This is a genomic window from Gemmatimonadota bacterium, from assembly GCA_009838845.1.
Classification (GTDB): Bacteria; Latescibacterota; UBA2968; order UBA2968; family UBA2968; genus VXRD01.
Map to the genome: position 1 here is coordinate 20690 of VXRD01000049.1, position 23304 is coordinate 43993.

Annotated in this window: 16 protein-coding genes, 1 tRNA gene and 1 other RNA gene; 3 read left to right on the top strand and 15 right to left on the bottom strand. The window is 51.3% G+C overall.

Annotated features, from left to right (window positions below):
* The first annotated feature begins 45 nt into the window (after positions 1–45).
* Positions 46–3210 (top strand): DUF559 domain-containing protein, encoded by a 3165-nt coding sequence (locus F4Y39_07265; protein ID MYC13515.1) that lies wholly within the window; start codon positions 46–48, stop codon positions 3208–3210.
* A gap of 80 nt (positions 3211–3290) precedes the next feature.
* On the opposite strand, the gene F4Y39_07270 is transcribed toward F4Y39_07265, so the two are convergent.
* The 15 genes from F4Y39_07270 to F4Y39_07340 all read right to left on the bottom strand — a co-directional run bounded on the left by F4Y39_07270 (position 3291) and on the right by F4Y39_07340 (position 18523).
* A complete protein-coding gene (locus F4Y39_07270; GenBank protein ID MYC13516.1) occupies positions 3291–4421 on the bottom strand; it encodes a hypothetical protein in 1131 nt (376 codons plus the stop codon).
* Between the two features lie 87 nt (positions 4422–4508).
* Positions 4509–4893: a transfer-messenger RNA gene (gene ssrA / locus F4Y39_07275) on the bottom strand.
* A 53-nt stretch (positions 4894–4946) separates the two neighbouring features.
* Entirely contained in the window at positions 4947–5882 is a 936-nt protein-coding gene (locus tag F4Y39_07280) for an SDR family oxidoreductase (GenBank protein ID MYC13517.1), read from the bottom strand.
* 10 nt (positions 5883–5892) lie between these two features.
* On the bottom strand, positions 5893–7191 hold the full coding sequence (locus tag F4Y39_07285) for a nucleotide sugar dehydrogenase (protein ID MYC13518.1): 1299 nt from the start codon (positions 7189–7191) through the stop codon (positions 5893–5895).
* 47 nt (positions 7192–7238) lie between these two features.
* Positions 7239–8162, bottom strand: a complete 924-nt coding sequence (argF, locus tag F4Y39_07290) for an ornithine carbamoyltransferase (GenBank protein MYC13519.1) — start codon at positions 8160–8162, stop codon at positions 7239–7241.
* Positions 8163–8380: 218 nt separating this feature from the next.
* Positions 8381–9340, bottom strand: coding sequence for a hypothetical protein (locus F4Y39_07295; protein MYC13520.1), 960 nt, complete (start codon positions 9338–9340; stop codon positions 8381–8383).
* A 45-nt stretch (positions 9341–9385) separates the two neighbouring features.
* Entirely contained in the window at positions 9386–9949 is a 564-nt protein-coding gene (locus F4Y39_07300) for a hypothetical protein (protein ID MYC13521.1), read from the bottom strand.
* Between the two features lie 17 nt (positions 9950–9966).
* Positions 9967–10830 carry an FtsX-like permease family protein gene (locus F4Y39_07305; protein ID MYC13522.1) on the bottom strand — a complete coding sequence of 288 codons (864 nt, stop codon included), beginning with the start codon at positions 10828–10830 and terminating at the stop codon, positions 9967–9969.
* 17 nt (positions 10831–10847) lie between these two features.
* Positions 10848–11513 (bottom strand): ATP-binding cassette domain-containing protein, encoded by a 666-nt coding sequence (locus F4Y39_07310; protein ID MYC13523.1) that lies wholly within the window; start codon positions 11511–11513, stop codon positions 10848–10850.
* Between the two features lie 32 nt (positions 11514–11545).
* Positions 11546–12289 carry a class I SAM-dependent methyltransferase gene (locus tag F4Y39_07315; protein ID MYC13524.1) on the bottom strand — a complete coding sequence of 248 codons (744 nt, stop codon included), beginning with the start codon at positions 12287–12289 and terminating at the stop codon, positions 11546–11548.
* 72 nt (positions 12290–12361) lie between these two features.
* Positions 12362–12634: an RNA-binding S4 domain-containing protein gene (locus F4Y39_07320; protein ID MYC13525.1), complete on the bottom strand. Its 273-nt coding sequence runs from the start codon at positions 12632–12634 to the stop codon at positions 12362–12364.
* A 6-nt stretch (positions 12635–12640) separates the two neighbouring features.
* Positions 12641–13882 carry a hypothetical protein gene (locus F4Y39_07325; protein ID MYC13526.1) on the bottom strand — a complete coding sequence of 414 codons (1242 nt, stop codon included), beginning with the start codon at positions 13880–13882 and terminating at the stop codon, positions 12641–12643.
* 37 nt (positions 13883–13919) lie between these two features.
* The gene (locus F4Y39_07330; GenBank protein ID MYC13527.1) at positions 13920–14777 is read right to left on the bottom strand and encodes a hypothetical protein; all 858 of its coding nucleotides are present in this window, start codon (positions 14775–14777) and stop codon (positions 13920–13922) included.
* A gap of 186 nt (positions 14778–14963) precedes the next feature.
* A complete protein-coding gene (gene mfd / locus F4Y39_07335; GenBank protein ID MYC13528.1) occupies positions 14964–18371 on the bottom strand; it encodes a transcription-repair coupling factor in 3408 nt (1135 codons plus the stop codon).
* A 74-nt stretch (positions 18372–18445) separates the two neighbouring features.
* Positions 18446–18523 (bottom strand) — tRNA-Asp (locus F4Y39_07340).
* Positions 18524–18677: 154 nt separating this feature from the next.
* Between F4Y39_07340 and F4Y39_07345 the strand changes: the two genes are divergently transcribed.
* Both F4Y39_07345 and F4Y39_07350 read left to right on the top strand, forming a co-directional pair.
* On the top strand, positions 18678–22076 hold the full coding sequence (locus tag F4Y39_07345) for a CPBP family intramembrane metalloprotease (protein MYC13529.1): 3399 nt from the start codon (positions 18678–18680) through the stop codon (positions 22074–22076).
* Between the two features lie 9 nt (positions 22077–22085).
* A complete protein-coding gene (locus F4Y39_07350; GenBank protein ID MYC13530.1) occupies positions 22086–23303 on the top strand; it encodes an aminotransferase class V-fold PLP-dependent enzyme in 1218 nt (405 codons plus the stop codon).
* Position 23304 lies beyond the last annotated feature (1 nt).

Consider the following 23304-nt stretch of genomic DNA (forward strand, 5'->3'; position numbering starts at 1 on the left):
AGCAATCTTGCAAATAAGAAACGCAACGCCATCTGAGGACTGTTGATGGAACTCCCCAACGATCTACGCTTCATCTCGTTAAAGTACGCCGGACTATGCCGAGCGTGCGCGATAAGCCTCAAAGTCGGTGAGCGAGCACACTGGTCACCATCGTCGAAAGAGGTCTGGTGTATTGACTGCGCGAGTGAGGAATCCTCGGCCCAAGTCGCATCAGATAGTGTAGTGGGTAGTTCTTGGAGCGCGATAAAGAACGCAAGTCCCAACAGCGCGAGCGCGTTAAATCTGGCTGCCAACAGATCGCATACTCCGTGGCAAAAACTGTGCGCATATGCACAACGGTGTATCGAAGCGGAAGCTGCGAAATCACTGGTCCCGTACGTCGAAGAGAACTCTTTGTGGTTCTTACATTCAGGACAAGAGAAACTGGTAGTTGGACAGGACGACTCGACACCGGCGTCTGGAAAACTCGCCAATCGTCTGTCTCGCACGCGATCACAAGACGGGCGGTCAATCATATATGGCTGGCCAACGGTCGTCGTGATTGATCGTGACCATAAGCCTAAGGTCGCTCCTCTTTTTGTCGTCCATATCGAACCGGAACGAAGTCGCAATGACAAGTGGGAACTTCATGCCACAGGGGAGCCGGAGTTCAACTTAGCCATCACGGCAAGCGGTATCTTCGACCCTTCAATCATCGAAGACGTCAGCGACCTGTTAAGTGACAACTTGCCATTCGGAGATGCCGATGCTTTTGCCGCCCTCGCCGGACGAGTGGCTGGCCTGCTTGGACTCAAGATCCTATCGCGACTCAATCCGAGAATGCTCGAAGCGCACGTAAGTCGCAACCAAGGTGTCTACAACGCCGGGGTCACAGTCATGGCCGAGGCGTCTGGATACACCGTCGCTCTTCGTGAGGAATTGCGACAACTACAGACCCGAAAAGACTGGGTGACTACTGCTGCGGCCTTTCTTCTCCCCAATAGTTTCGTGCAGAAGGAATACAAGCGCGTCCCGTCCGAGCCTCTTGCGGCACCGCTTGTATGCAACCAATCACAGGAGGAGACACTTGAGTGTCTCCGCAGAGAACCTCTGACGATTGTGACCGGTCCACCTGGGACAGGAAAAACGCAACTCGTAGTGAATGCGGTTACAAACGCGTGGCTGGACGGCGACAAAGTCCTGGTGACCTCGACCAACAATGCTGCGGTTGATGTGGCCGTTGACCGTGCAGAGGAAGACGTTTGTAATGGCTTGTTGGTCCGCACCGGCAATCGCGATGTGCGCGAGCAGGTTCCGGATCGCATCATTGTAGCGTCATATCAGGCGGAAACTCACGGCGGCAACCAGGCGGCAGCGCGTGCTCAGTTGAAGCGGATCGCCACTGAGCGCACCCGGTTAATGAAGAAACTAACACGGCTGGAAGAACTGGACGAGGAACTGTTGCGGGTTGTCGAGGAGCAGGAGGAACTCAGGCCAGCTTTGAAAGAGACGGCACTAACCCTATGGCCTACTGCCAGTCTTCCCGAACTGCCCATCAGTTCCCACGAAATAGAGATACGATCCAGACGATTGTTGCGGACGTGGTTTTTCCGTCGCTTCCGCGCACGACGCCTACGCAGGCGACTCGACTGTCTCGAAACCGCTCCATTAGAGCAACTGGCTAACTGGGCTCGAATGGATCAGCGTATGGCAAAGCTGACCTCCCAATTGGAAATTGGGCGATCAGAACGGCAACAACTGAAGGCCGCTGTGGGGGATCCGGCGACCCGTGTGCGAGAAGCGGACGAGAAATGGGCAGAAGCCAGCCTCTGCGCGATCCGTGCAGATACCGCGACGCGAATCTGCTCTGGTGCTGATCGCCTGGCAGCTTTCGGCACAATCTCTGCCAACATAGACCATTTCAAACGGGCCATTGGCAATTCGTTTCACTACTTACGAGGCTGGGCATGCACAGCACTGTCAGCGCAACATAACTTCCCTTTGGAATCAGGACTATTTGACCTTGTGATCGTTGATGAGGCCAGCCAGTGCAGCCTGGCGGCGGTGCTGCCTTTGGCTTATCGCGCCAAACGTCTGGCAGTGGTGGGAGATCCATACCAACTGAATCCGATCATTTCCCTCAGCGATGGGCTTTTACAAGAAATCGCCACACAAACGGGATTCAATAACGACGATCTGCGCAAGCGCGGCATTCATCACAAGGACGGCTCGGCCTATTCCGCGTTCGAGTTTGCAGCAAGACCCCAAATACCAGTTCTTCTCAATGAGCACTACCGCTGCCACCCACACATCGCTCGTTGGTTCAACAAAACGTTCTACAGGGGTGAACTCACCATACTGACGGACATCTCCGATACGGCTCAGCGTGACCGTGCCATCTCGTGGTGCGATGTCGAGGGTACTGTAGAACGGCCCGCTTCTGGAAGTTGGCTAAACCGATCCGAGGCGGAACAAACGGTAAAACAAATTCAGGGCGTAATCGAGTCTGGTTACAAGACCGTTGGCGTGGTAACTCCATTCGCCGCGCAGGCGCAACTCATCGATTGGCTCGCAAAAAGACAATTCGGCCAGGATTTTCTGTCCGACATCGGTTTTGTGAGCGGAACCGCACATCGCTTACAAGGAGATGAGCGTGAGGCAATCGTTCTTTCTTCCGTGCTTTCTCCCGGTATGTCCAAGAGCGGCATCCGTTGGGTAGAAAAAGAGAGAAACCTCCTGAACGTGGCTGTGAGCCGTGCTCGTCGAGCGCTGATCGTTCTTGGACACCCGCTCATAGGAGATTTGGGTAGTCCAACTCTGGCCTCTCTGCGTGTCTATCTATGTGATGAGATTGCCCAGAATGAAGGTGTTGCTCAACCCTCAGCCGATTTTCGCACGGACAGCAGATCTGAACAACTCCTGCTTGACGCCATGCAGATCCGGGATCTCTCGCCCTATGCTAAGCTCCAAGTGGAGGGGTATGAATTGGACTTTGCACTACTGGAACAGGGAATCAAGCTAAACATCGAGGTTGACGGCGATCAGCATCTCGACGCGAGAGGCCGACAACGGCGCCAGGACATTGCCCGGGATCGCGTTCTATTTAACCTCGGTTGGACAGTTTTGCGGGTAGCGACGTGGCGATGCCACGAAGAAATTGACTCAGTGATTGAAGAAATCAGGAAAACGCGGGACCGATTGCTTGTCGAAGCCTCTCGCCAGACGTTTTAACGTGACGAGGGATGCCGTGTCGTCTGCGTAAGAAACGACAGAAGGTGGAGACCGCCATGGCGTCACCAGCCTTTTTTCGGTCATGCCTGGATCTGATCCAGCCAGCCTTCCAGGGTGTAGCTCGGGTCGCCGATCTCCTCTGGACGGAGGCATGCCAGGTCGGTGCGGTGTATGGGCCGGATGCCGAGGTCGGGAAGGGTGGCACCGCGCTGGTGGAGGTCGGTGCCGTAGAGTTTTTCCAGGACGATGCCGTTGGCGTCGCACCAATCGCCCGAGTTGAGGGTGGGCAGGTTCTCTTTGGGGTCGAAACCGGGGGCGCCGAGGTGGCGGTGGATCCATTTTAGGGCGACGGTGTAGCCGAAGTAGGGTCGATGCCCTCCCGCTGGTTCGAACCAGCAAGCGATGTGGCCGTCCGGGAAATTTGGAGCCGCGCAGGCCACGGCGTTCCGGGTACCTTCCCACGCGGCACTGTCTCCTTCTGTGTCGATGATGACATCGGCGTCGCCGTTGAGAATGAGGACGGCGCAGTGGGGCGCAGCCAGGGAGAGGAACTCCGGCCAGGTACAGAGGGTGCGCAGGCGCTGATTTGGGACGCGGGTGCAGAACTTGCCGGTGACCGTCATGGTGTCGCACAGCGCCCAACCGGAGACCAGGGCCAGCTTGAGGCGGGTGTCGAGGGCCAGCATCCAGGAGGCCTTGGCGCCGCCGAGGGAGTTTCCCGCCACACCGACGCGCTCCCGGTCAATGTCGCTCCGGGTGAAGAGAAAATCGATGCCCCGCATCGTGTCGAAGACGAGCTTGCCCATGATGAGCCGGCCAGCATCATCGGCGCAGGTGTGGACTTCTTCAGGATCGTGTGCCCGGGTACCCAGGTCGCCGCAGATGTGCCGCTCTTCTTCTCCGACCGGGTCCAGAACCAGGCAGGCCAGCCCGAGTTTGGCGTAGAGTTGGGGGATGTAGGTGTACTGCCACTGGCTTTTGCTGCCGCCGTGGCCGCAGGTGATTACGATGGACGGCATGGGTGCGGTGGGGTGTGCGGGTCGATAGAGCACGGAGGGGACGCGGGAACCGGGTTCGCTCGTCCAGATCCATTTTTCGACGACGATTCCATCCCATTCGATCTGTCCGCGGGACTCCGGAGCCAGGTCGCAGCGGACCGTGGGAATGCCCAGAAGGTCGTGCAGAGCGCGGCGCAGGGATTCGGTTTGCATGGGAATGTTCTTTGGAAGGGCAGCGGGATGGTAGCGTGCCGTGAGACGATGAAGGGCCGGCCTGTAGGTCGGCTCGCCACGAAAGAATGGTGGAGGCGGCGGGAATCGAACCCGCGTCCGAAAGCAGTTTGATAACGGCATCTACGTGTGTAGTCTATTCACTTAGGATCTCGCACCTCGCGCCCCAACAGACAGGGTCGCTGAGATGCCAGCTCGATGGTTGGGGCTGTGGCCCACTCTCATCCGGAGGCCCTCGAGCGGAAACCCCCGCACCAGCCTGCTCTCGTCGGCGCTCTGCCCAGACCACGCAGGCAAGGTCTGAGAGAACGGACTGCGTAACGGTTAGTTAGGCAGCCATTGCGTACGTGTTATCGTCCGCAGTTGCGTTTTTTCCCAATTGTTTTACGAGGTGATTGGGTACCTCGACACGCAGCTATTATCTCTCCACCCCCGTCGAAGCCGTGTCGCCCCCAGCACACGAAAAAATATATCTAAGTTAATCCTTCCAGTCAAGCGGTCCCCAGCCTAATTCTCCTTAAACCACTCTATTGTCTGTCGCAGTCCCTGATCTGGCGTCACCTGAGGTTCCCATCCCAGGAGTTTTTTGGCCAGGGTGATATCGGGTTGTCGCATTTGGGGATCGTCGCCGATTTGTGCATTGGGCATCAGCGCGATTTCGCTTTTGCTCTCGGTTAGTTTAATAATTTTTTTTGCCAGATCTAACATTGAGGTCTCACTCGATGGATTGCCGATGTTTACGGGGGCGTGATAATCCGTGTGCATCAATCGATAGATCCCTTCAATCAGGTCTGAAACATAACAAATACTACGCGTTTGACTACCATCGCCATATACTTTCAATGGTTCACCTGCCAGTGCCCGATTGACAAAATTGGGAATGGCTCGTCCATCGTTTTTGCGCATGCGGGGGCCATAGGTATTAAAAATCCGCACAATCCGCGTATCGACCCCGCTTTCGCGGTGATAGGCCATTGTCATGGCTTCGGCAAAGCGCTTGGCTTCGTCATAGACACCACGCACGCCCAGTGTATTGACATTGCCCAAATACGATTCTGGCTGCGGATGTACCAGCGGATCGCCGTAAATTTCGGATGTTGAGGCCAAAAAAAACTTCGCTTTTTTTGCACGCGCCACACCGAGCGCGTTGTGCGTGCCGTGCGCGCCCACTTTCAGGATGCGAATGGGGTAGCGCGAAAAATCATCGGGGCTGGCCGGGCTGGCAAAATGCAATACATAATCCAATGGCCCCTTCACATAGATGTATTGCGTTACATCGTGTTTGATAAATGTAAAACCGTCCTGACCAAACAGGTGTGTGATATTTTTTGCGCGTCCGGTCAACAGGTTATCCATGACAATTAGTTCGTGCCCTTCATCCAGCAATCGGTCGCACAAATGCGATCCCAAAAACCCCGCGCCACCTGTTAGTAAGATACGCATATAGTTCCTGTTACAGTTTAAAGACGTGATCTTTGTTTCCAGATACAACCTGTGTGGCATTGCGCGTATCGACAATACAGCGCGCGTGCTTGACTATCCATTCATAATCCCAATTGCTGTGATGTGTCACAATTACCACACAATGGGCTTCTGTTATGTTTTTTTTATTTAAAGAGGTACTCTTCAAGTCCAAACTTTCTGTCTGCAAGTGATCCACAAACGGATCGCAATACGAGACTTTCGCCCCTTTCTCCTGAAGCATTTCTATAATATCCAATGCTGGTGACTCGCGAATATCGCGCACATCGGGTTTGTACGTCACGCCCAATATCAGGATGTTCGCGCCTTTCAAACACCGCTCGTATTCGTTGAGTGCGTCGGTGATTTTATCGACCACATACCCTGGCATGCTGCGCGTCACTTCGCTGGCCAATTCGATAAAGCGCGCATTGTAATTCAAGGTCTTGAGCTTCCAGGCCAGAAAGTGCGGATCAACCGGGATACAATGCCCGCCCAGCCCTGGACCGGGATAAAATGGCATGAATCCAAACGGCTTGGTCGCTGCGGCATCGATTACTTCCCAAACATCCACCCCCAAGCGGTCACACATCAGGGCCACTTCATTGACAAGACCAATATTTACACTGCGAAAAGTATTTTCCAGCAACTTGGTCATTTCTGCTGCCTGGGTTGATGAGACCGATACAACTTCGCCGATCGATTGTCGGTAAAAATGCGTGCCTATTTCTGTGCAAGACGGGGTAATACCACCCACGACCTTGGGCGTGTTGGTGATGGTATAAACCCTGTTGCCCGGATCGACGCGCTCTGGAGAAAATACCAGAAAAAAGTCTCGACCGACCTTCAAGCCACTTTCTTCGAGCAGGGGCAATACCAGTTCATGGGTCGTACCTGGATACGTCGTGCTCTCCAAAATCACCAGTTGTCCACGGCGCAGTCGGTCTTTGATTGCGCTACATGCTTGCAAAATAAACGAGACATCCGGGTCGCGTGTTTTATTTAAGGGTGTGGGCACACATACCACGACTACATCGGCCTCATGGAGCACATCGCATTCTCGAGTTGCTGTCAATTTTCCCACAGCTTTGAGCCCCGCTACTTCAAATTCCGATACACCCTGCACATCGGACTTTCCCGATTCTACCAGATCTACTTTGCGCGCCGATGTATCGATTCCCGTGACAGAAAATCCCACCTTGCCCAATTCCACGGATAGGGTCAATCCCACATACCCCAATCCCATCACCGCTATCCGTGCTTCGTGCGATGCGATTTTTTCCTCCAGCATCTGTCTGGGGTTGGCAATTTCTCGAGGTAATCTTTCCGGTATAGCCATTATGTTATCCGCTCTGGTCCGATCATTTGAATCAATACGGCCTTTTGAATATGCATGCGATTCTCTGCTTGATCCACAGCAATGCATCGCTCGCTTGCCATGACCTCATCCGTTACTTCATATCCCTTGTGTGCAGGTAAGCAGTGCATTACATAAGCATCTGTCTTTTTGAGCAATTCGCTATTGATCTGATATGGCATGAATACTTTGGTGCGCCGCTTCTTTTCTTCTGAAAATTCTGGATTGTTAAAAAATTCCATATCAATCCACGTATCGGTATAAACAAAATCTGCATCGGCAACAGCGGCTTCCAGATCCAGCGTTTCTTCAAACAACCCGGTTGCACGCGCTGCTTTGACCAGTTCGGGGTCTGCCGATGGCTTGTTGATCTCTGGCGTCACAGCCGTTATGCGTACGCCTGCTTTTGTGCACGCTGTCACCAGCGAATTGCACACATTGTTCCAGATGCCCACATAAACTACATGCGTTCCCGCCAACTTGCCTCGCACTTCCAGGATCGATAGCAGATCGCCCAGAGCTTGACAGGGGTGATAGCGGTCACAACATCCGTTGATCACAGGGACTTCGGAGCCGAGAGTCAGCCGCAGCAGATCTTCGTGTTTGAGCATGCGCGCCATAATCACATCGGCATATCGCGACAGGACCTGTGCCTCATCGCGCACATCGGCCAATCCAAAGTTGGTGGTCATCCAGTCCAAAAATACAGCCTGACCTCCCAATTGATGCATGCCCACTTCAAAAGATACGCGGGTGCGCGTCGATGTTTTTTGAAATAACATCGCCAGAGTTTGTCCCTTTAGCAAACCTTCATAGCGCTCGGGATTCTTTTTGATCACCAGACCCATTTCTACCGCATGCAAAATATCATCTGGCGACCACGTCTTCAGTGTCAAAAGATCCATATCCATTTCCTTTCTATAAAAAGCGCGAATAGACGAATAGACGAATAGACGAATAGACGAATAGACGAATAGACGAACCCCGCCCAACCACCCAAAACCTCTGGATTGCGGCTAAAATCATGCCGCAATGACGGCCTATTTGTCTATGAACTGGCCTGAACCAGTTGTACCCCGTTCCGTTGATTCGTTGATTCGTTGATTCGTGCCTTTATACCGATTCACAATTGTTCGCGCACAACAGATAGCAAACGCGCTTGCACTTCGTCAACAGTGCCTTTAATCTCGCATCCCGATGCGCGGATGTGACCGCCACCATCAAATTGACGGGCAATGCGATTGACATCCACTTTTCCCCGCGACCGCAAACTCACGCGCTGTTGTCCAGGGTCCTGTTCTTTGAAAAATAGTGCGACTTCAACCCCGTCAATCGACATCGCGTGATCGACCACGCCATCCAGATCGCCATTCATCGCATGGGTTTTGTGATCGACGTACAATGTGCTGATTTGTCCATTTTCGTGTAGTGTTAAATTCGATAGCGCGAATCCCAGGGTTTTCACCGTTTGGTACGTTTGATGCGCAAACATGTTCTCCGCAATCTGTTGTGGGTCAGCGCCGTGCGTAACGAGTTCTGCGGCAACGCGGAGTGCGCGTTCTGGATGCGAATGTTTAAATAGCTTTGTGTCAAAAACAATTCCGGCATATAAACACGTTGCGATCTCAAATGTAAATCCCGAATTACTACGACGGGCGTGCCAGTTTATGAGCAAATAGATCAATTCACTGACAGAACTGGCATCTGGATCAATCACCCGTACATCGCCCTTCTCATCTGCATCTACATGGTGATCAATCACCAGCGTTTTTGTCGCAGGCCCAATCAGATCCGCGACATCCCCAATGCGTTTTTTCGATGTCGTCGTATCCACTACCACGAGGCGCGGTACTACTGGAATTGAGCTGTACACCGACTCTATGCGATCATAGCCCGGCAAAAACCGATATTTGCGATCCGGCGTCTCGTCCGCCACCACAATGCGGTGCTTCTGGTTCTGGCGCGTCAACCAGTGGCTCAACCCCAATAACGCACCGAGGCCATCGCCATCGGCATTCACATGCGTTGTCAGCACGAGTTCCTCGCCTGCCAACAAAAAATTCAGAGCCGCTTGAAAGTCCATTTTTATATCCAAATGTACATATCAATGCAAGAGGATAGCTATTCGTCAACGTTTTAAAATCTGCTCGTGCCGACGTTTTAAAATTTGCTGTCGCCGCTTCTGAGAACTGAGTATGGTGAACAGAATATTTCCCCGTTTGCGCGCCGCCTGTAATGCCTGGACATCCCGCTGGTCCTGGTCTTTTAACCGGGACAAATACAGCATGCGTTGTGCCGCATCTCGTAGCGACTTTGCCGAAAACAACACTGAGAGTGTTCCCTGTCGTCCTATTTTGTATATTTCACGCGCACGTTGCGCTATATTCTGCTCGCGATTTTTGAGTTGTGACTCAGCCAGTCTAAGCAGTTGCTCAGTACGGTTGATTTCAATCTCCAGATTATTGATTTCCTCAGTCAAATTCAGAGATATGTCCTGAGTCTTTTCATCTGGTTGAGCCGATACTTCAGACGAGGCTTGAGGCGTTTGCAGGTCACGCGTTTTTAAGCTGTCCATCGCCGCTTGCTCGGCTTTCAGGCGTGCTTCCAGAACTTTTATTGTCTGCGCGCTTCCGTTGGGAGATAATGCGAGTAGAAGAGCTATTATACACAATATGTACGCTGGTTTTTGCACGCTATACCTCAACCATCCTACGCGATTTCTTTCAACACGTGGTTCAGGGATGCCCAACTGCCTATCGCGCCCAGTACGATGCCCAATGCCACCAGGCAGAATGACAGTTCAATCGTTGGTGTGACTGTCAACTCCGGTACGCGAACAGCCCACCACGGTGATATATAAGCCAACATCAGGGGGGCTAAAAATCCACCGATAAAACCCAATAGTGCCCCTCCAAACCCAAAGATCATCCACACAGTTATATTCGTTGCGCCGACCAACCGCATAATCCCAATGGCATCGCGCTGCGCGAGTACCATCAACTTGGTCGCATGGCTTACTGCAAATGCACACGCAAAACACAACATACACCCAAGCGCGAGTCCAATGCCGGTGATTACTGTAATAAAATGCTCTAAGGAATCCGCCCAAACTTCTCCCACATTTACACCTTCTACAGCACTGTGACCAGTTACAGATCTTGCAACAGTTCGAGCGCGGCGCGGCATATTCTCTCCGGGCGAGATATGTACTCTGAGCGAAGCGGGCAATGGATTGCTCGAAAGCGCATCGACCGTACCCAGGCCAAATCGTGACCGAAATTCTCTGGCTGCCTCGTCCTGATCCACATACACAATTCCGGCTACCTCGGACCTTGCTTCTAACGTGCGCCGCAATGCGAATATGCGCTGAGGTGAAATACCATCTTTTAAGTAAATGTCTATCTCCACCCGTGCGCGCAATCGGTCAACCAGCGCGTTCCCACTCTCGATGACCTGCCAGAAGAATCCCAATACCAGCAGCGATGCCCCAATGGTCGCCACAGAAATTACACCTGCGATTCTCGTACACACAACTCCTTGCCATGCCTCGCGCAATACCAGCGACAATTTCATTTTACTTTTCCATTTTCTCAATTTGTGACTTGCTCAATGATGCCATTTCCCAACTGCAATATTCGCCAGGGATATCGGTTTTCCTGCACTGCATCACGTGTCGCTATGACTACAGCTATTCCGCGTGCATTTATCTTTTTAAAAATAGCCATCACCTGCTCTGTTGCCTCGGAATCCAAATTGGCTGTTGGTTCATCTGCCAACAAGATAAGGGGATCATTCACCAGTGCCCGCGCAATTGCCACTCGTAGCCGTTCATAACCCGACAACTCATCTGGATACACATTGCGTTTGTGCAACAAATCCACATCCGACAATATTGCCTGTGTTTTGCGCTTGATCCAGCGTCGCGAAATACCTGTTACTTCAAGCGCGAAGGCCACATTTTCATAAACTGTGCGATGGTCTAATAGTTTGAAGTCTTGAAATACCACGCCCACTTGTCGTCGCAATCGAGGGATATCCATTTTTCGAATTTGCCGCGAGTCGTAATCTCCCACAGATACCACGCCCGAACTGGGCAATTCCGCAAATATAACCAGCCCGAGTATCGCGCGCTTTTCCGCTTCGGTCTGTCCAATCAGATAGACAAATTCGCCCTGATTGATCTCTAAATTGGCGTCGATCAATATCGGTTGTCCCTGCTGCTCGACACCCACGTTTTGTAATTTAATCACAGGCATGATGTACGACTGCTTCAGTAGTTCCCATTGAACTATTTTTTTAGAACAAAATGCACCCGGTCCGAAAATTCTGTCGGTGGTGCATACCCAAATCCACCGTATGCTCCCACTATATCAAAAGGCGATTTATCTACAATTTCTTCAATCGCCGACAAGGAATAGATGCGCTGTTGATGCACTTCTTTGACCACTTCATCCGTGTCTTCAAAGTGAATATCAAATTTGTTGTATTGCACACCCTTCTCGTAATAGCTGTGTCGCCGATATGAAAATCCATCCCCCGAATCTTCTGACTGCATATTGCTAAAGTATTGCCTCGAATTGCTCTCTGTACAGATATCGACCACAAAAATACCGTTGAAATTTACAATGCGATGTACTTCTTCCAGAGCACATGCGATCAGTTCGGGTGACATCAAATAGTTGATGCTATCGTACAAACACAACACGGCATCACAAGGAGGCAAATCGCTCAAATCGAGCAAATTGCGATGGTAAAATGGAATGGGATAGCGCAACTTGCGCGCCTTTTCTATAGCCATATCCAGCATTTCCCGGCAACCATCCGCACCCATCACATCGAACTTCTGACGGTATAACTGAATTGCCAGACTACCCGTGCCACAGGCCAGGTCCAATACGCGGTTGGGTTTGACTTTGTGTCGTGCGAGCAATGACGACACATAATGCGCCCAATGTACGTAATCCACGTGTCGCATCACATGGTCGTAAATGGTCGCTAAGCGACTATAAGGTGTTGCCTCAGTAGTCGGCATAAAATGAAAAACGGCCAGCCCGTGCCGGCCTTGACCTTTCTACTTTGCGGAGTGATGAGGGGAGCGCACGTCTCAAAAAAATTCTGGTGCCCGTGCCTCATTTCGAATAACGCGATAATATTCAGGTGCTCGTTTCCGCGACACATTGCCCCGTGGAATCGCCAATACTTCAAACTCTAACAGGCGATCGGAAAACGCAATGCGCACTCTCTGGCCGACACGCAAAGCGCGACTCGCCTTGGCTTCCTGCCCATCTACTGTCACAATCCCATTGCCACACGCCCGCTTGGCCTCTGATCGACGCCGCACCAGACAACACGTATTTAGATAGATATCTAATCTCATACTATCCTATTCCAGCCGCACATCCACATATAATTTCGCTCGTGTTTCCGCCAGTTTTTCGCGGAATAATGCTTGCAAGCGTTCCTCTTTGGCAATTTGTTCTAATGCAGTGGCCTCGTCATTGATGCGGAATAGGTTCCAGCCGCCTTCCACTTCTACGGGCAAACTCACATCGCCCGGCTTGAGTGCTCGCACCACCTCTGCATATTGGGGTGGAAGGTCAGTTCTGGGAAAACTTCCCAGAAATCCGCCGCGCGATGCTGTTTCTTCAAAGTCGGAATGTTCGCGCGCAAGTTCGGCAAAATCCGCTCCGTCTTTAATTTGTTGATACAACGCCATTGCCTTTTGCTGCGAGGCTTTTTCGTCTTTTTGCAACAAAAACAAAATGTGACGCGCCCGCACCTGATCGCCCGAGATTTCCTCAACGCGAATAATGTGAAAGCCAAATTGCGATTGCACGAGGTCGCTCACTTCGCCGACTTTGAGACTAAAGGCAACGTCTTCAAATGCAGGTACCATGGTACCGCGTCCAAAAAAGCCGAGATCTCCACCTTGAGACGCGCTACCAGGGTCTTGTGAGTATTCTTTTGCCAGTGCTGCAAAATCTTCACCTGCTCGAATGCGTTCTAAGACTGCTTCTGCCTGGGGGCGAATTTTGTCCTGTTGTTCTGTCGATGCAACAGGTTCAACAAATATATGGCTCAAAGACACGACATTCGACTCGCCGCGCCGGTATTTTTCTTGAAATTCCTTTATATCCCGGGGCGATACGCTGACCTGCTGCGCCAGTATTTCATACATACTGCGTTCCAAATACTGATTGCGAAATTGCTCCCTGAATTTATCTCGCATCTGTCGCTCGGTCAACCCCGCTTTTTTTAATTCTTCGGCAAAAGCCGCTGTGCCAAATTGTTCCTTAAACTGGCGAACCTGCGCCCGCACCATTTCTTCCACGCGCTCGTCATCTACCTCTATGCTGTCTTCTCGCGCTCTGACCAGTAATAAGTTGCGCTGAATTTCATTTTCCAGCACCTTATTGAACATATTCTCAAGCTCTGCCTGCGGTACGGTTCGCACATCAATTCCTCGACCGATCAATTCCATCCGCAGTTTGTTTTCCACATCGGATCGCAGCACAATTTTGTCATCTACCACTGCTATAATTTTATCCAATAAGACAGGCTGTGCACGCGCTGTGCCCGCGAGCAGAAATACTCCAATCAGCAAGTTGATAAGCAGCGTTTTCATGTCGATAAATTCCTTGTATTAGTAGTCGGTTCAGTCCTCACTTTGCACTATTCAATTGCTTCCAATCCACTGACCATTCAATCCGTTCTTTGAGTTCGGCAAGCAATTTGGCGCGTTGCGCACGTCGGCGCTCGGTCAGGATGCGTTGCTGAATCTCGCTGCGCACATCGACCAGGTCGCGTATTGAACCCGTGTCGTTTCGATCCATTACTTCGATGATATGGTAACCCAACTCGGTACGCGTGCGTATCCGGTGTCCCAATTTGGCATCCCAACATGCCGCCCAAAAAGAAGGGTTGACCATATCTTCGGTAAAGTACCCCAGATCGCCACCATTTACAGCCGACTGATCGATTGAGACTTCGCGTGCTACCTGTTCAAAAAACTCGCCCTTTTGCAGCCGGTTCCACGCCCGAGTCTGTGCATTTCGGTCTGCCACAATGAGGTGCCGCACCCTGAGTTCGAGTTGATCGCGCTCGAAATCTGCACGATGTTCTTCGTAATAGGTGAGAATTTCATCCTCTGAGACTTCGGCATCGCGTGCGTGCGTGCGTGCCATCAATTCGCTCGCCAACAGTTGCCGAACAGCGCGATCAATGCGATCTGATATTTCGGGGTCCTGGTCGAGTTGTTGTCTTATGGCTTCTCGATAGAGGAGTTCTTCCGCGATCCAATTTTCGACCAATATTTGTTTTTCTTTTGGCGAGATTGTGCCTGCAAACGGAGGGGGAATACGCCTCTCCAATGCTTCTTTGGTCAGATGGCGATTCCCCACTTGCGCCACGATGGAAACTTTTTGTGGCCTCTCGCATCCCCACATGCCAATCAGGCAGATTATCAGGCCAATTTTCAAATACCGCGCTCGCTTCAAAACGCGATCCCTCGTTACATTCAAATACTTCGCATATAGGCTCTAACTATTGGACAGCAAATAAAGTTCCAGACGGTAAACGACAAAACGAATCTACGAATCTACGAACCCCGCCCAAAAAACAACCTCAGATGGATGGGCCTCTAAATTGCATCTATTCGCTGATTCGTCTATTCGCTGATTCGTCTATTCGTCTTCGAATATACGCCTTCAAATTAGGCTCTGCAACACATTTTTAGCCGATTCTAACCGCGATTGCGGTCCCTTTCCAATTAGTGCGACTTCGATTTTTGGAGGCTCTCCCAGGGCAAATTCCAGGGGGATTGGTGACTGTGTCACCATCCGTTCGATATCTGTTCGCATCAGGGGTTTGTCTGGCGACAGGGTCATTGTCATGGTCTGTCCGATTTGCAACTGGGACAACCTGAGTTGGCGGGCCAAAATTTTGACCTGTAAGATGTCTAATAATGCGGACGTGGGGTCGGGCAAAGGTCCAAAGCGGTCCGCGAGTTCTTCCTCTATTGCCAGGACTTCCACTGTTCGCCTTATCTGGCCCAATCTCTGATAAAACTGCATTTTTTGATCTGCATCTGGAATATAGTCGTCTGGAATATACGACGAGACGGACACCTGTACATCTGGCTCAATCGCAGGTTCAGTCTCATCGCCTTTAATTTGCCGCACGGCTTCGTCCAAAAGGCGCGTGTACAAATCAAATCCCACGGCTGCTATATGTCCGTGTTGTTGCGCGCCGAGCAAGTTGCCCGTGCCCCTGATTTCCATGTCCCGCATTGAAATGTGAAAACCCGACCCTAGATCTGAAAATTCTTCGATGGCGCGCAATCGCCTCACAGCCGGTTTTTTGAGTGCTTGCCACGACGGCACAAATAAATACGCATATGCCCGCCTATTCGACCGTCCCACCCGGCCTCGCAATTGATACAACTGTGCCAATCCCAGGCGATCTGCCCGATTTACGATTAGCGTGTTCGCGTTGGGAATGTCCAGTCCGGATTCCACGATCATGGTCGAGACCAAAACATCGTATTTGTGCTCAAAAAAGTCCATCATCACTTTTTCGAGTTGTCGCTCGGGCATTTGTCCATGTCCCATACCAAAACGCACCTGCGGTAGCAGGTGAGTGAGAAAGTCCATCGTCGTGTGCATGGATTGAACCCTATTGTGGACAAAATAAACCTGCCCACCGCGATCTACTTCCCGTAAGACCGCTTCGGCAATGCGGTCTTCTTCAAAAGCCAGCACTTCGGTCTGAATTGGCAAGCGGTCTTTGGGCGGGGTTTGTATGACAGACATATCGCGTGCGCCCATCAGCGACATGTGCAGGGTGCGCGGAATAGGTGTGGCGGTAAGTGTCAACACATCTACCAGGCGTCGCATTTCTTTTAACCGCTCTTTGTGCCGCACTCCAAAGCGGTGTTCTTCGTCTATGACCAGAAGGCCGAGGGATTTGAAGTTGACATCTTTTGACAACAACCGATGCGTGCCCACCACGATATCTACGGTGCCTTTCTTCATTGCTTCGAGGGTTCGCGTCTGTTCGGCCCGCGTTCGGAAGCGGCTCAAGACTGCTACATGAACGGGAAATTCGGAAAACCGTTCGCAAAATGTGCGATAATGTTGTTGCGCCAATATGGTCGTGGGGGCGAGCACTGCTACTTGTTTGCCATCTAAAATTGCCTTAAACGCCCCGCGAATCGCCACTTCTGTTTTGCCATATCCCACATCGCCACAAATCAAGCGGTCCATGGCAGACTGCGCTTCCATATCTTTTCGCACGGCGTCAATCGCTTCTTGTTGATCCCGGGTTTCGCGATAGGGAAACGAGGCTTCAAGTGCATTCATTTCTGACCCGTCAGACGAAAATGCCATGCCCGGTTGCGCCTTGCGTTCGGCGTATAATGACACGAGCTCTGCCGCCATTTTGAATATGGCTTTACGCGTCTTTTCCTTTAGCCGCTCCCATGCTATTGTGCCCAATTTGCTCAATACAGGTACTACGCCATCTTGGCTTGAATATTTTTGCACCTGATCCATCTGATCCACGGGCACAAAAACCCGATCCCCATCCCGATATCCAATGGTCAGACAATCGCTGGACATGCGGCCTATTTCAATTCGCTTCACGCCTTCAAACCGACCGATTCCGTGATCTACGTGTACGACAAAATCGCCGCGCTGAAGTGCGGTCACGGTCTTGATGGGCTGCGCGTCTTGAAAACGTCGATACCGCCGCCTGCGATGTACGCGACTGTAAATTTCGTGGTCGTTGATCAAAAAGACTTTGCCGGGGCGGTATGTAAATCCGGATTGTAGTGTGCCCACGTACAGGGAGACCACATCAGCACTTTCTTCCAAAATTTCTTCCAATCGCGCTTTTTGTCCATCACTTTCACACAGAATGACCACTTCATAAGCGTCCAACCAGTGCTTTCGCAAATCCTCTTTTAACAGTTGCACATGGCCTTCGTAGTGTCGCCCACTCTGTCCACCCAAATCCACCACTTCCTCAGATGCCCCTCCCAGTGCGCGATTCAAGACCCGGGGCATGCGTTCCAATTGCCGAAGCACGGTTTCCGGTTGTCGGAGTACACACCGCGCTGGCAAGGGTTCTGTTTCCGCCCGCCGTTTTTTTTGTCGCTGTGCGATTTGCTCACACGCGTGCCAGGCGTTATCCGCGGCATTAGCGATGCCATCCGGGTCATCGAGGACGAGCCAGCATCCTGCGGGCACGTAATCCAGCAATCCCGTTCGTTCGCCATATAACACACTCAAATAGTGTTCCTGTCCTTCAAAAATGCCTTCGCGTTCCAGTAAGTTTCGCACCTCGGGCAATTCAATGTCCAGATCCCGTTCTGCTATTTCCAGGTTTTCCAGATAAATATCTGCCAGTGTAAGCGGAAGTACGCTTTCTCGACAGGGCAAAATGCGCGTTTTCTCCATTTGCTCGATAGACCGCTGCGTGCTAAAGTCAAATGCCCGGATGGATGAAATTTCATCGCCCCAAAACTCCAGTCTGATCGGATGCGCGTTGCCAAACGAACAAATATCCAGGATGCCGCCGCGCATCCCAAATTGTCCCACACCTTCCACGGTTGTTACCCGTTCATATCCAATTTCCACCAGATGATCCGCCAGTTGTAGGGGCGATGTTTCCTGTTCCAGACGAAGCGTTTTTACACTCAAGTCAAAGAGGTCTGGAGGTATCGTGTGTCCCATTAGAGCTTCGATGGGTGTGACCACAATGCCGCTGGCCTCCCGGCGTAGCTGGTCCAATGCTTCCATCCGCAAGCCCACGACATCGAGGTGCGGCGAACGCCCGTCAAAATGGGCTACATCCCAACCCGGAAAGTAGCCCACATGGTCTTCGTCTAATAGCCGCTCCAAATCATTGCGCAATAACTCGGCGCGGTCCTCATCTGCACATACGACTACCACGGGGCCAGGTACGGTTTCTTCAATCCACGCGATGGCAAATGCCGATAGCGATCCTGATCCTCCGCGCATGGTTATGACCCGCTCTCCCGATTCCAGTTTTTGCGACAAGTCCTTAAATGGCGTCGAGTTTTTGATTCTGTTGTACAATCTGTCAACGGACATAAATTTTAACTTTCCTCCCAAACAGTACACGCCAAAAAGCTCGACACATGATATGCGTCGAGCTTTTTGGCAAATGGCGGGGTAGACGGGGCTCGAACCCGCGACCACCGGCGTGACAGGCCGGTACTCTAACCAGACTGAGCTACTACCCCAAGTTCAATTATAAAAATGATCTTCAAAATTCCATGAAGGTCCGAAAATTTAACAAGGTGTCTTTTTGGTGTCAAGCAAATTTAATACATCATACCCCTTGTTTTTGGCATCTCATCTCGTTATGTTAGGGCAAAACTCTCAAAGGAGGATTCTATGACCCGACGCGATGCCTTATGGATCGTTTGCTTCCTGATCGCAGGTGCGCTCGGTCTAACCTGTTATATACAGTTTTTTGACCGCGCGCTTCCAGTTGCTTCGCTCAATTTTCGCGTTGATCGCGAACAAGCACATCAGGCTGCCGAAGCGTATCTTAACCATCTGGGTTACGATCTCACAGATTATGAAAGTGCTCAGGTCTTTTCATACTCCAGCCTGCCCCAGGTGTTTCTCGAACGCACCCTGGGTCTTGAGGAAACCAACCGTCTCGTGCGTGAGTGGGTCTCGGTATGGTATTGGAACATCCGCTGGTTTAAGCCGCTGCAAAAAGAAGAATTGCGCGTGCGTATTGATCCCGGCGGACGCATCGTAGGGTTTACGCATAGTATTCTGGAATCTGACGAAGGCGCGAGTCTTTCAGAAGAAGATGCCCGCGTTATTGCGGAAGTCTTTCTAACCGATGTGCAGGGCTTTCAACTCGACGATTACGAATCTATCGAAGCGTCGAGTATTGAGCGCCCCAATCGAATGGATCACACTTTTACTTACCGCAAAAAAGATTTTGTTGTGGGCGATGATGGGCACTACCGTTTGCGCGTTACGGTTAAGGGCGACAAAGCGGGTTATTTTGCCGAATATCTCAAAGTGCCCGAAACTTTTTCGCGCAATTATCGAGAAATTCGCTCGCGTGCGGGCCTGCTCACCAATATTGCTTCGGTTTTCTTTTTTGCGCTGGGTATCGCAATGGTTGTCGTGCTCGTGCGTAAATATCGCCAGCACACATTGATATGGCATGCTGCTCTTGGCGTGGGTATTCTCGTGGCTGCTACCAGTTTCCTCGGTGCCGTCAATGGGTATCCGCTCACGCGTTTCGGTTACGATACCACGCAGTCATTTGTTTCTTTTATTCTCACCTTTATCTTCGGCGGTCTGTTGAGTGCAGTGCTGAGCGGGGTTATTATCGCGTTGTCCGGTACAGCCGGGGGGGCTGCCGCTCAGGATGTGGAAGGCTGGAAAAATCCGCTCGCGCGTCTGTCTCTGCGGGGCTGGCGATCTGCGAATTTTGCGCATGTCACCCTTGTCGGTTATGGGCTTGCATTTGCCCATCTGGGATACGTCACCATCTTTTACATTTTGGGCAATGATTATCTGGGGGTCTGGTCTCCCGCGGCGATGACACAGTACAGCAATACGTATAGTACTTACTTGCCGTGGATTTATCCCCTGCTTATCGGTCTTCTCGCTGCGACGATGGAAGAATTTTTCTTCCGCCTGCTCGCCATTTCCCTGCTCATTAGGTATCTAAAAAAGACCTGGTTGGCCGTGCTCATTCCCGCGATTGTGTGGGCCTTTTTGCACGCGAATTATCCGCAGGAGCCTATTTATATTCGCGGTCTTGAACTCACAGTAGTCGGCGTTATCTTTGGCATTGTGTTTTTGCGCTACGGTGTTTGGGCAACGATTATTTCGCATTATGTGTACAATTGCTTTCTCGGCATTTATCCGATGGTGCAGTCCGATAGTCTCTACTTCAAGGTCTCGGGTATTCTGGCGGTTGCGATTATCTTTATTCCTGCCATTCCCGCTATTTTTGGTGTGATTACGGGGCGCTATAAAGAGATTGAGGAACCCGAGGAGGTTTCGCCCCCTGAACCGCCAGAGGCGCCAGTATCCGAAACACCGATTTCCGAACCCGAACCACCCGCTGACCCCGAGGTCGAACGCAAAACCCTTTCGGATTATCTCATTCCCAAAAGTGGTCTCGTCGTTTTTGGCGTTCTGGGGCTGATCGGTTGGTCCGTGTATTTTATATCCGACCTCCCGGGATTTGCCAAATACGCCCGCGAGTCCATGATCACACGGGCCGAGGCGATTGAGAAGGCAGAGGACATCCGGCGTCAACTCGGGCTCGATCTCGAAAGTTATCAACGCACCACGTCATTTTCCAGTGGTTTTGGATCTGGCCATTTTACACATCTTATCCGAAATGTCGATCTGGCGCGTGCGGACACGCTCGCTGCTGAGCATACAGCTTCGTGGCGCTGGAGGGTGCGCTGGTTCAAACCTCTGGAAAAGGAAGAACTCACCGTCAGTATTGATGGCAATGGCGATTTATGTCGCATATCGCATTATGTCCCCGAAAATCGGGAAGGCGCAGAACTCAGTACGGAAGAAGCGCAAAAGATCGCCGAGGTCTTTCTATCCGAATATTTACAGCGCGATGTGACAGATACTGCTCTTTACAAACGCCTTGAAGCTCGTTCGCAAAAACGCGAAAACAGAATGGACCACAGTTTTGTGTGGGAGCGCACGGATATCAAAGTTGAAGAGGGAGAATTTCGCATTATTGCCTCTGTACAGGGCGATCAAATCGGTCAGACAAACGCATACTACAAAGCACCCGAAGAGTTTTTGCGCAAATTGCGCGAACGCACGGCCAAAATTACCATTGTCTCTACTGTCTCGACAATCGCAGTTATTGTTACGGCTGTGCTCGCCATTATTTTCTTTTTACGCGCCTATCGCGATGGACATGTCAACTGGCAGTTGCCCATTCGCGTTGGCATTCTATCTGGTGTGTGCTTTGTACTCGCAACACTCAATAATCTGCCTGCGTTCTACGCAGGTTATAATACCAGTGAAGCAATGAGTACTTTTCTCGGAGATAAACTCATTGGCTTCATCATAGGACTTGTTACTGCTGCGATCATGGTTTTTTTACTTTGTGCGTTTGGCGATACGATGTATCGCCGTGAACGCCCCCGTGAGATGCAAATTTCCGATTGGATCGATGTGCTCCGCCTTAAGATAAATAGCGGGGCACTCTGGTGGCAGGTTGCCTTTCTGGTCGTATGCTGTTTGGGTATTGCCAGGGGGAATGGCATTTTTTCGTCTTATATCAATTTCACCTATCTCGGCGATTATCTCGTCGCAGGTGGTGGTAGGCCCCCTGAAATCAATAGCTATTTCCCCGCATTTGGGGAACTAATCGACGAAGTCAACGGTATGCTCATAGCTCCCTTTGCCATTCTGGGTATTCTGTTTGTCTGGTGGCGCGTGATAGGCAAGATAAATCTGGTTATTCTCGGCGTATTGCTCGTGCTTATCTTTCAATCGGTGATCTCGCCAGCAAAAGACTTTTACCACGCGGGCATTCTTCTCGCCAAAAGCATCCCATATTGGGTGATTATGGCTTTCCTCATTTTGAAGTATATCCGCTTCAATCTGCTCTTTTATGCCGTGATGGCCTGGTGTTCAATTATTTTTGTTGGCATTCGCTATCTCAAATACGATCCCGGTATTTACCAGATCAATGGCACTCTCATGATCCTCTTTGGCCTCGTTCCCCTCGTTCTCGCCGTTCTCGCATGGTACAAAGCGCGATCCTCTGTGTAGGAGGTGTCTGTGACCCCTATCCGCACGGCCTGGCCGACTTCGGTAGCGGAGGAGGCTTACTGGCAGTCGATTCGCAAGGAGTACATGATTGCGCCGGATGAAGTTTATCTCAATACTGGCTCTTTTGGTTCACAGCCCAGACCCGTGTTTGAGAAGATGTTGGAAATATTGGAGGATGTTGAACGCAATCCTACGCGACATCGAGCGGAATATAACAGCGTTATAGATAGCTCTCGTGCCCACCTGGCAGCGTTTATCAATGCGCCAGCAGAGGATATTGCTTTTGCCACCAATGTTACTATGGCTATCAACATGGTTGTGCATGGGCTGGATTGGCGTCCGGGCGATGAAATCCTGGCTTCAGATCAGGAATACGGTGCGATTGACAACTGTCTGCATTTGGCTGAGCGCCGCTATGGCGTGGTGGTCAAGCGCGCCGAAATTCCCATTCCTCCCGAACATCCCAAAGATATTCTGAATGCTTTTGAAAGTGAATTTACAGACCGCACCAGACTGGTTTTTTGCAGCCATATCACCACCCGCACGGGGCTGATTACTCCGATTAGAGCACTGGCCCTACTGGCGCATGATCGCGGTGCGCTGATTGCAGTAGATGGCGCGCACGCCCCGGGGATGATTCCGCTGAACTTGCGGGACCTCGGTTGCGATTTTTACGGCGGCAATTGTCACAAATGGCTCTGTGCGCCCAAAGGCACGGGTTTTCTTTATGCATCATCTTCAATGCAAGAGCGGCTCAATCACGTTGTTGTGAGTTGGGGATATAGCCAGGAAGGCGCGAGGAGGGGGGCAGACGGCATTTTGCGGATCAATGACCGTCCGTTTATGTGGGGTATTGAGAACTGGGGGACTCGAGACCAGGCCTGTTTTGCAGCGGTGAGCGCAGCGGTTGAATTTCAAGAGGCGGTTGGCAAAAAGCGAATTCGGGAACGGGGACAACAACTGGCGGCGTATCTGAGAGGTCGTTTGGCTGCAACTGGTTGGGCAAAACTGCTTACGCCTTCCGTGCCAGATCTATCTGGTTCTATCTCGGCTTTTCATCTTTCTGGATTTGACGACCTGGATCTTCTTTATGAGCGATATCGGATTACTGTGCCGACTGCAAAGAGCGATGGTGTTTACTGGATGCGCGTTTCTACCCATATCTGCAATGGCTTTGATCATGTAGATCGTTTGATAGATGCGTTATATGAAGAAAGAGATGCCTGAA

What these genes read in the sequence shown, in the direction of transcription:
- F4Y39_07265 (MYC13515.1), top strand. Translation starts at nt 46, where the DNA reads ATGGAACTCCCCAACGATCTACGCTTCATCTCGTTAAAGTACGCCGGA.
- F4Y39_07270 (MYC13516.1), bottom strand. Translation starts at nt 4,421, where the DNA reads ATGCAAACCGAATCCCTGCGCCGCGCTCTGCACGACCTTCTGGGCATT.
- F4Y39_07280 (MYC13517.1), bottom strand. Translation starts at nt 5,882, where the DNA reads ATGCGTATCTTACTAACAGGTGGCGCGGGGTTTTTGGGATCGCATTTG.
- F4Y39_07285 (MYC13518.1), bottom strand. Translation starts at nt 7,191, where the DNA reads ATGCTGGAGGAAAAAATCGCATCGCACGAAGCACGGATAGCGGTGATG.
- argF (MYC13519.1), bottom strand. Translation starts at nt 8,162, where the DNA reads ATGGATCTTTTGACACTGAAGACGTGGTCGCCAGATGATATTTTGCAT.
- F4Y39_07295 (MYC13520.1), bottom strand. Translation starts at nt 9,340, where the DNA reads ATGGACTTTCAAGCGGCTCTGAATTTTTTGTTGGCAGGCGAGGAACTC.
- F4Y39_07305 (MYC13522.1), bottom strand. Translation starts at nt 10,830, where the DNA reads ATGAAATTGTCGCTGGTATTGCGCGAGGCATGGCAAGGAGTTGTGTGT.
- F4Y39_07310 (MYC13523.1), bottom strand. Translation starts at nt 11,513, where the DNA reads ATGCCTGTGATTAAATTACAAAACGTGGGTGTCGAGCAGCAGGGACAA.
- F4Y39_07315 (MYC13524.1), bottom strand. Translation starts at nt 12,289, where the DNA reads ATGCCGACTACTGAGGCAACACCTTATAGTCGCTTAGCGACCATTTAC.
- F4Y39_07320 (MYC13525.1), bottom strand. Translation starts at nt 12,634, where the DNA reads ATGAGATTAGATATCTATCTAAATACGTGTTGTCTGGTGCGGCGTCGA.
- F4Y39_07325 (MYC13526.1), bottom strand. Translation starts at nt 13,882, where the DNA reads ATGAAAACGCTGCTTATCAACTTGCTGATTGGAGTATTTCTGCTCGCG.
- mfd (MYC13528.1), bottom strand. Translation starts at nt 18,371, where the DNA reads ATGTCCGTTGACAGATTGTACAACAGAATCAAAAACTCGACGCCATTT.
- F4Y39_07345 (MYC13529.1), top strand. Translation starts at nt 18,678, where the DNA reads ATGACCCGACGCGATGCCTTATGGATCGTTTGCTTCCTGATCGCAGGT.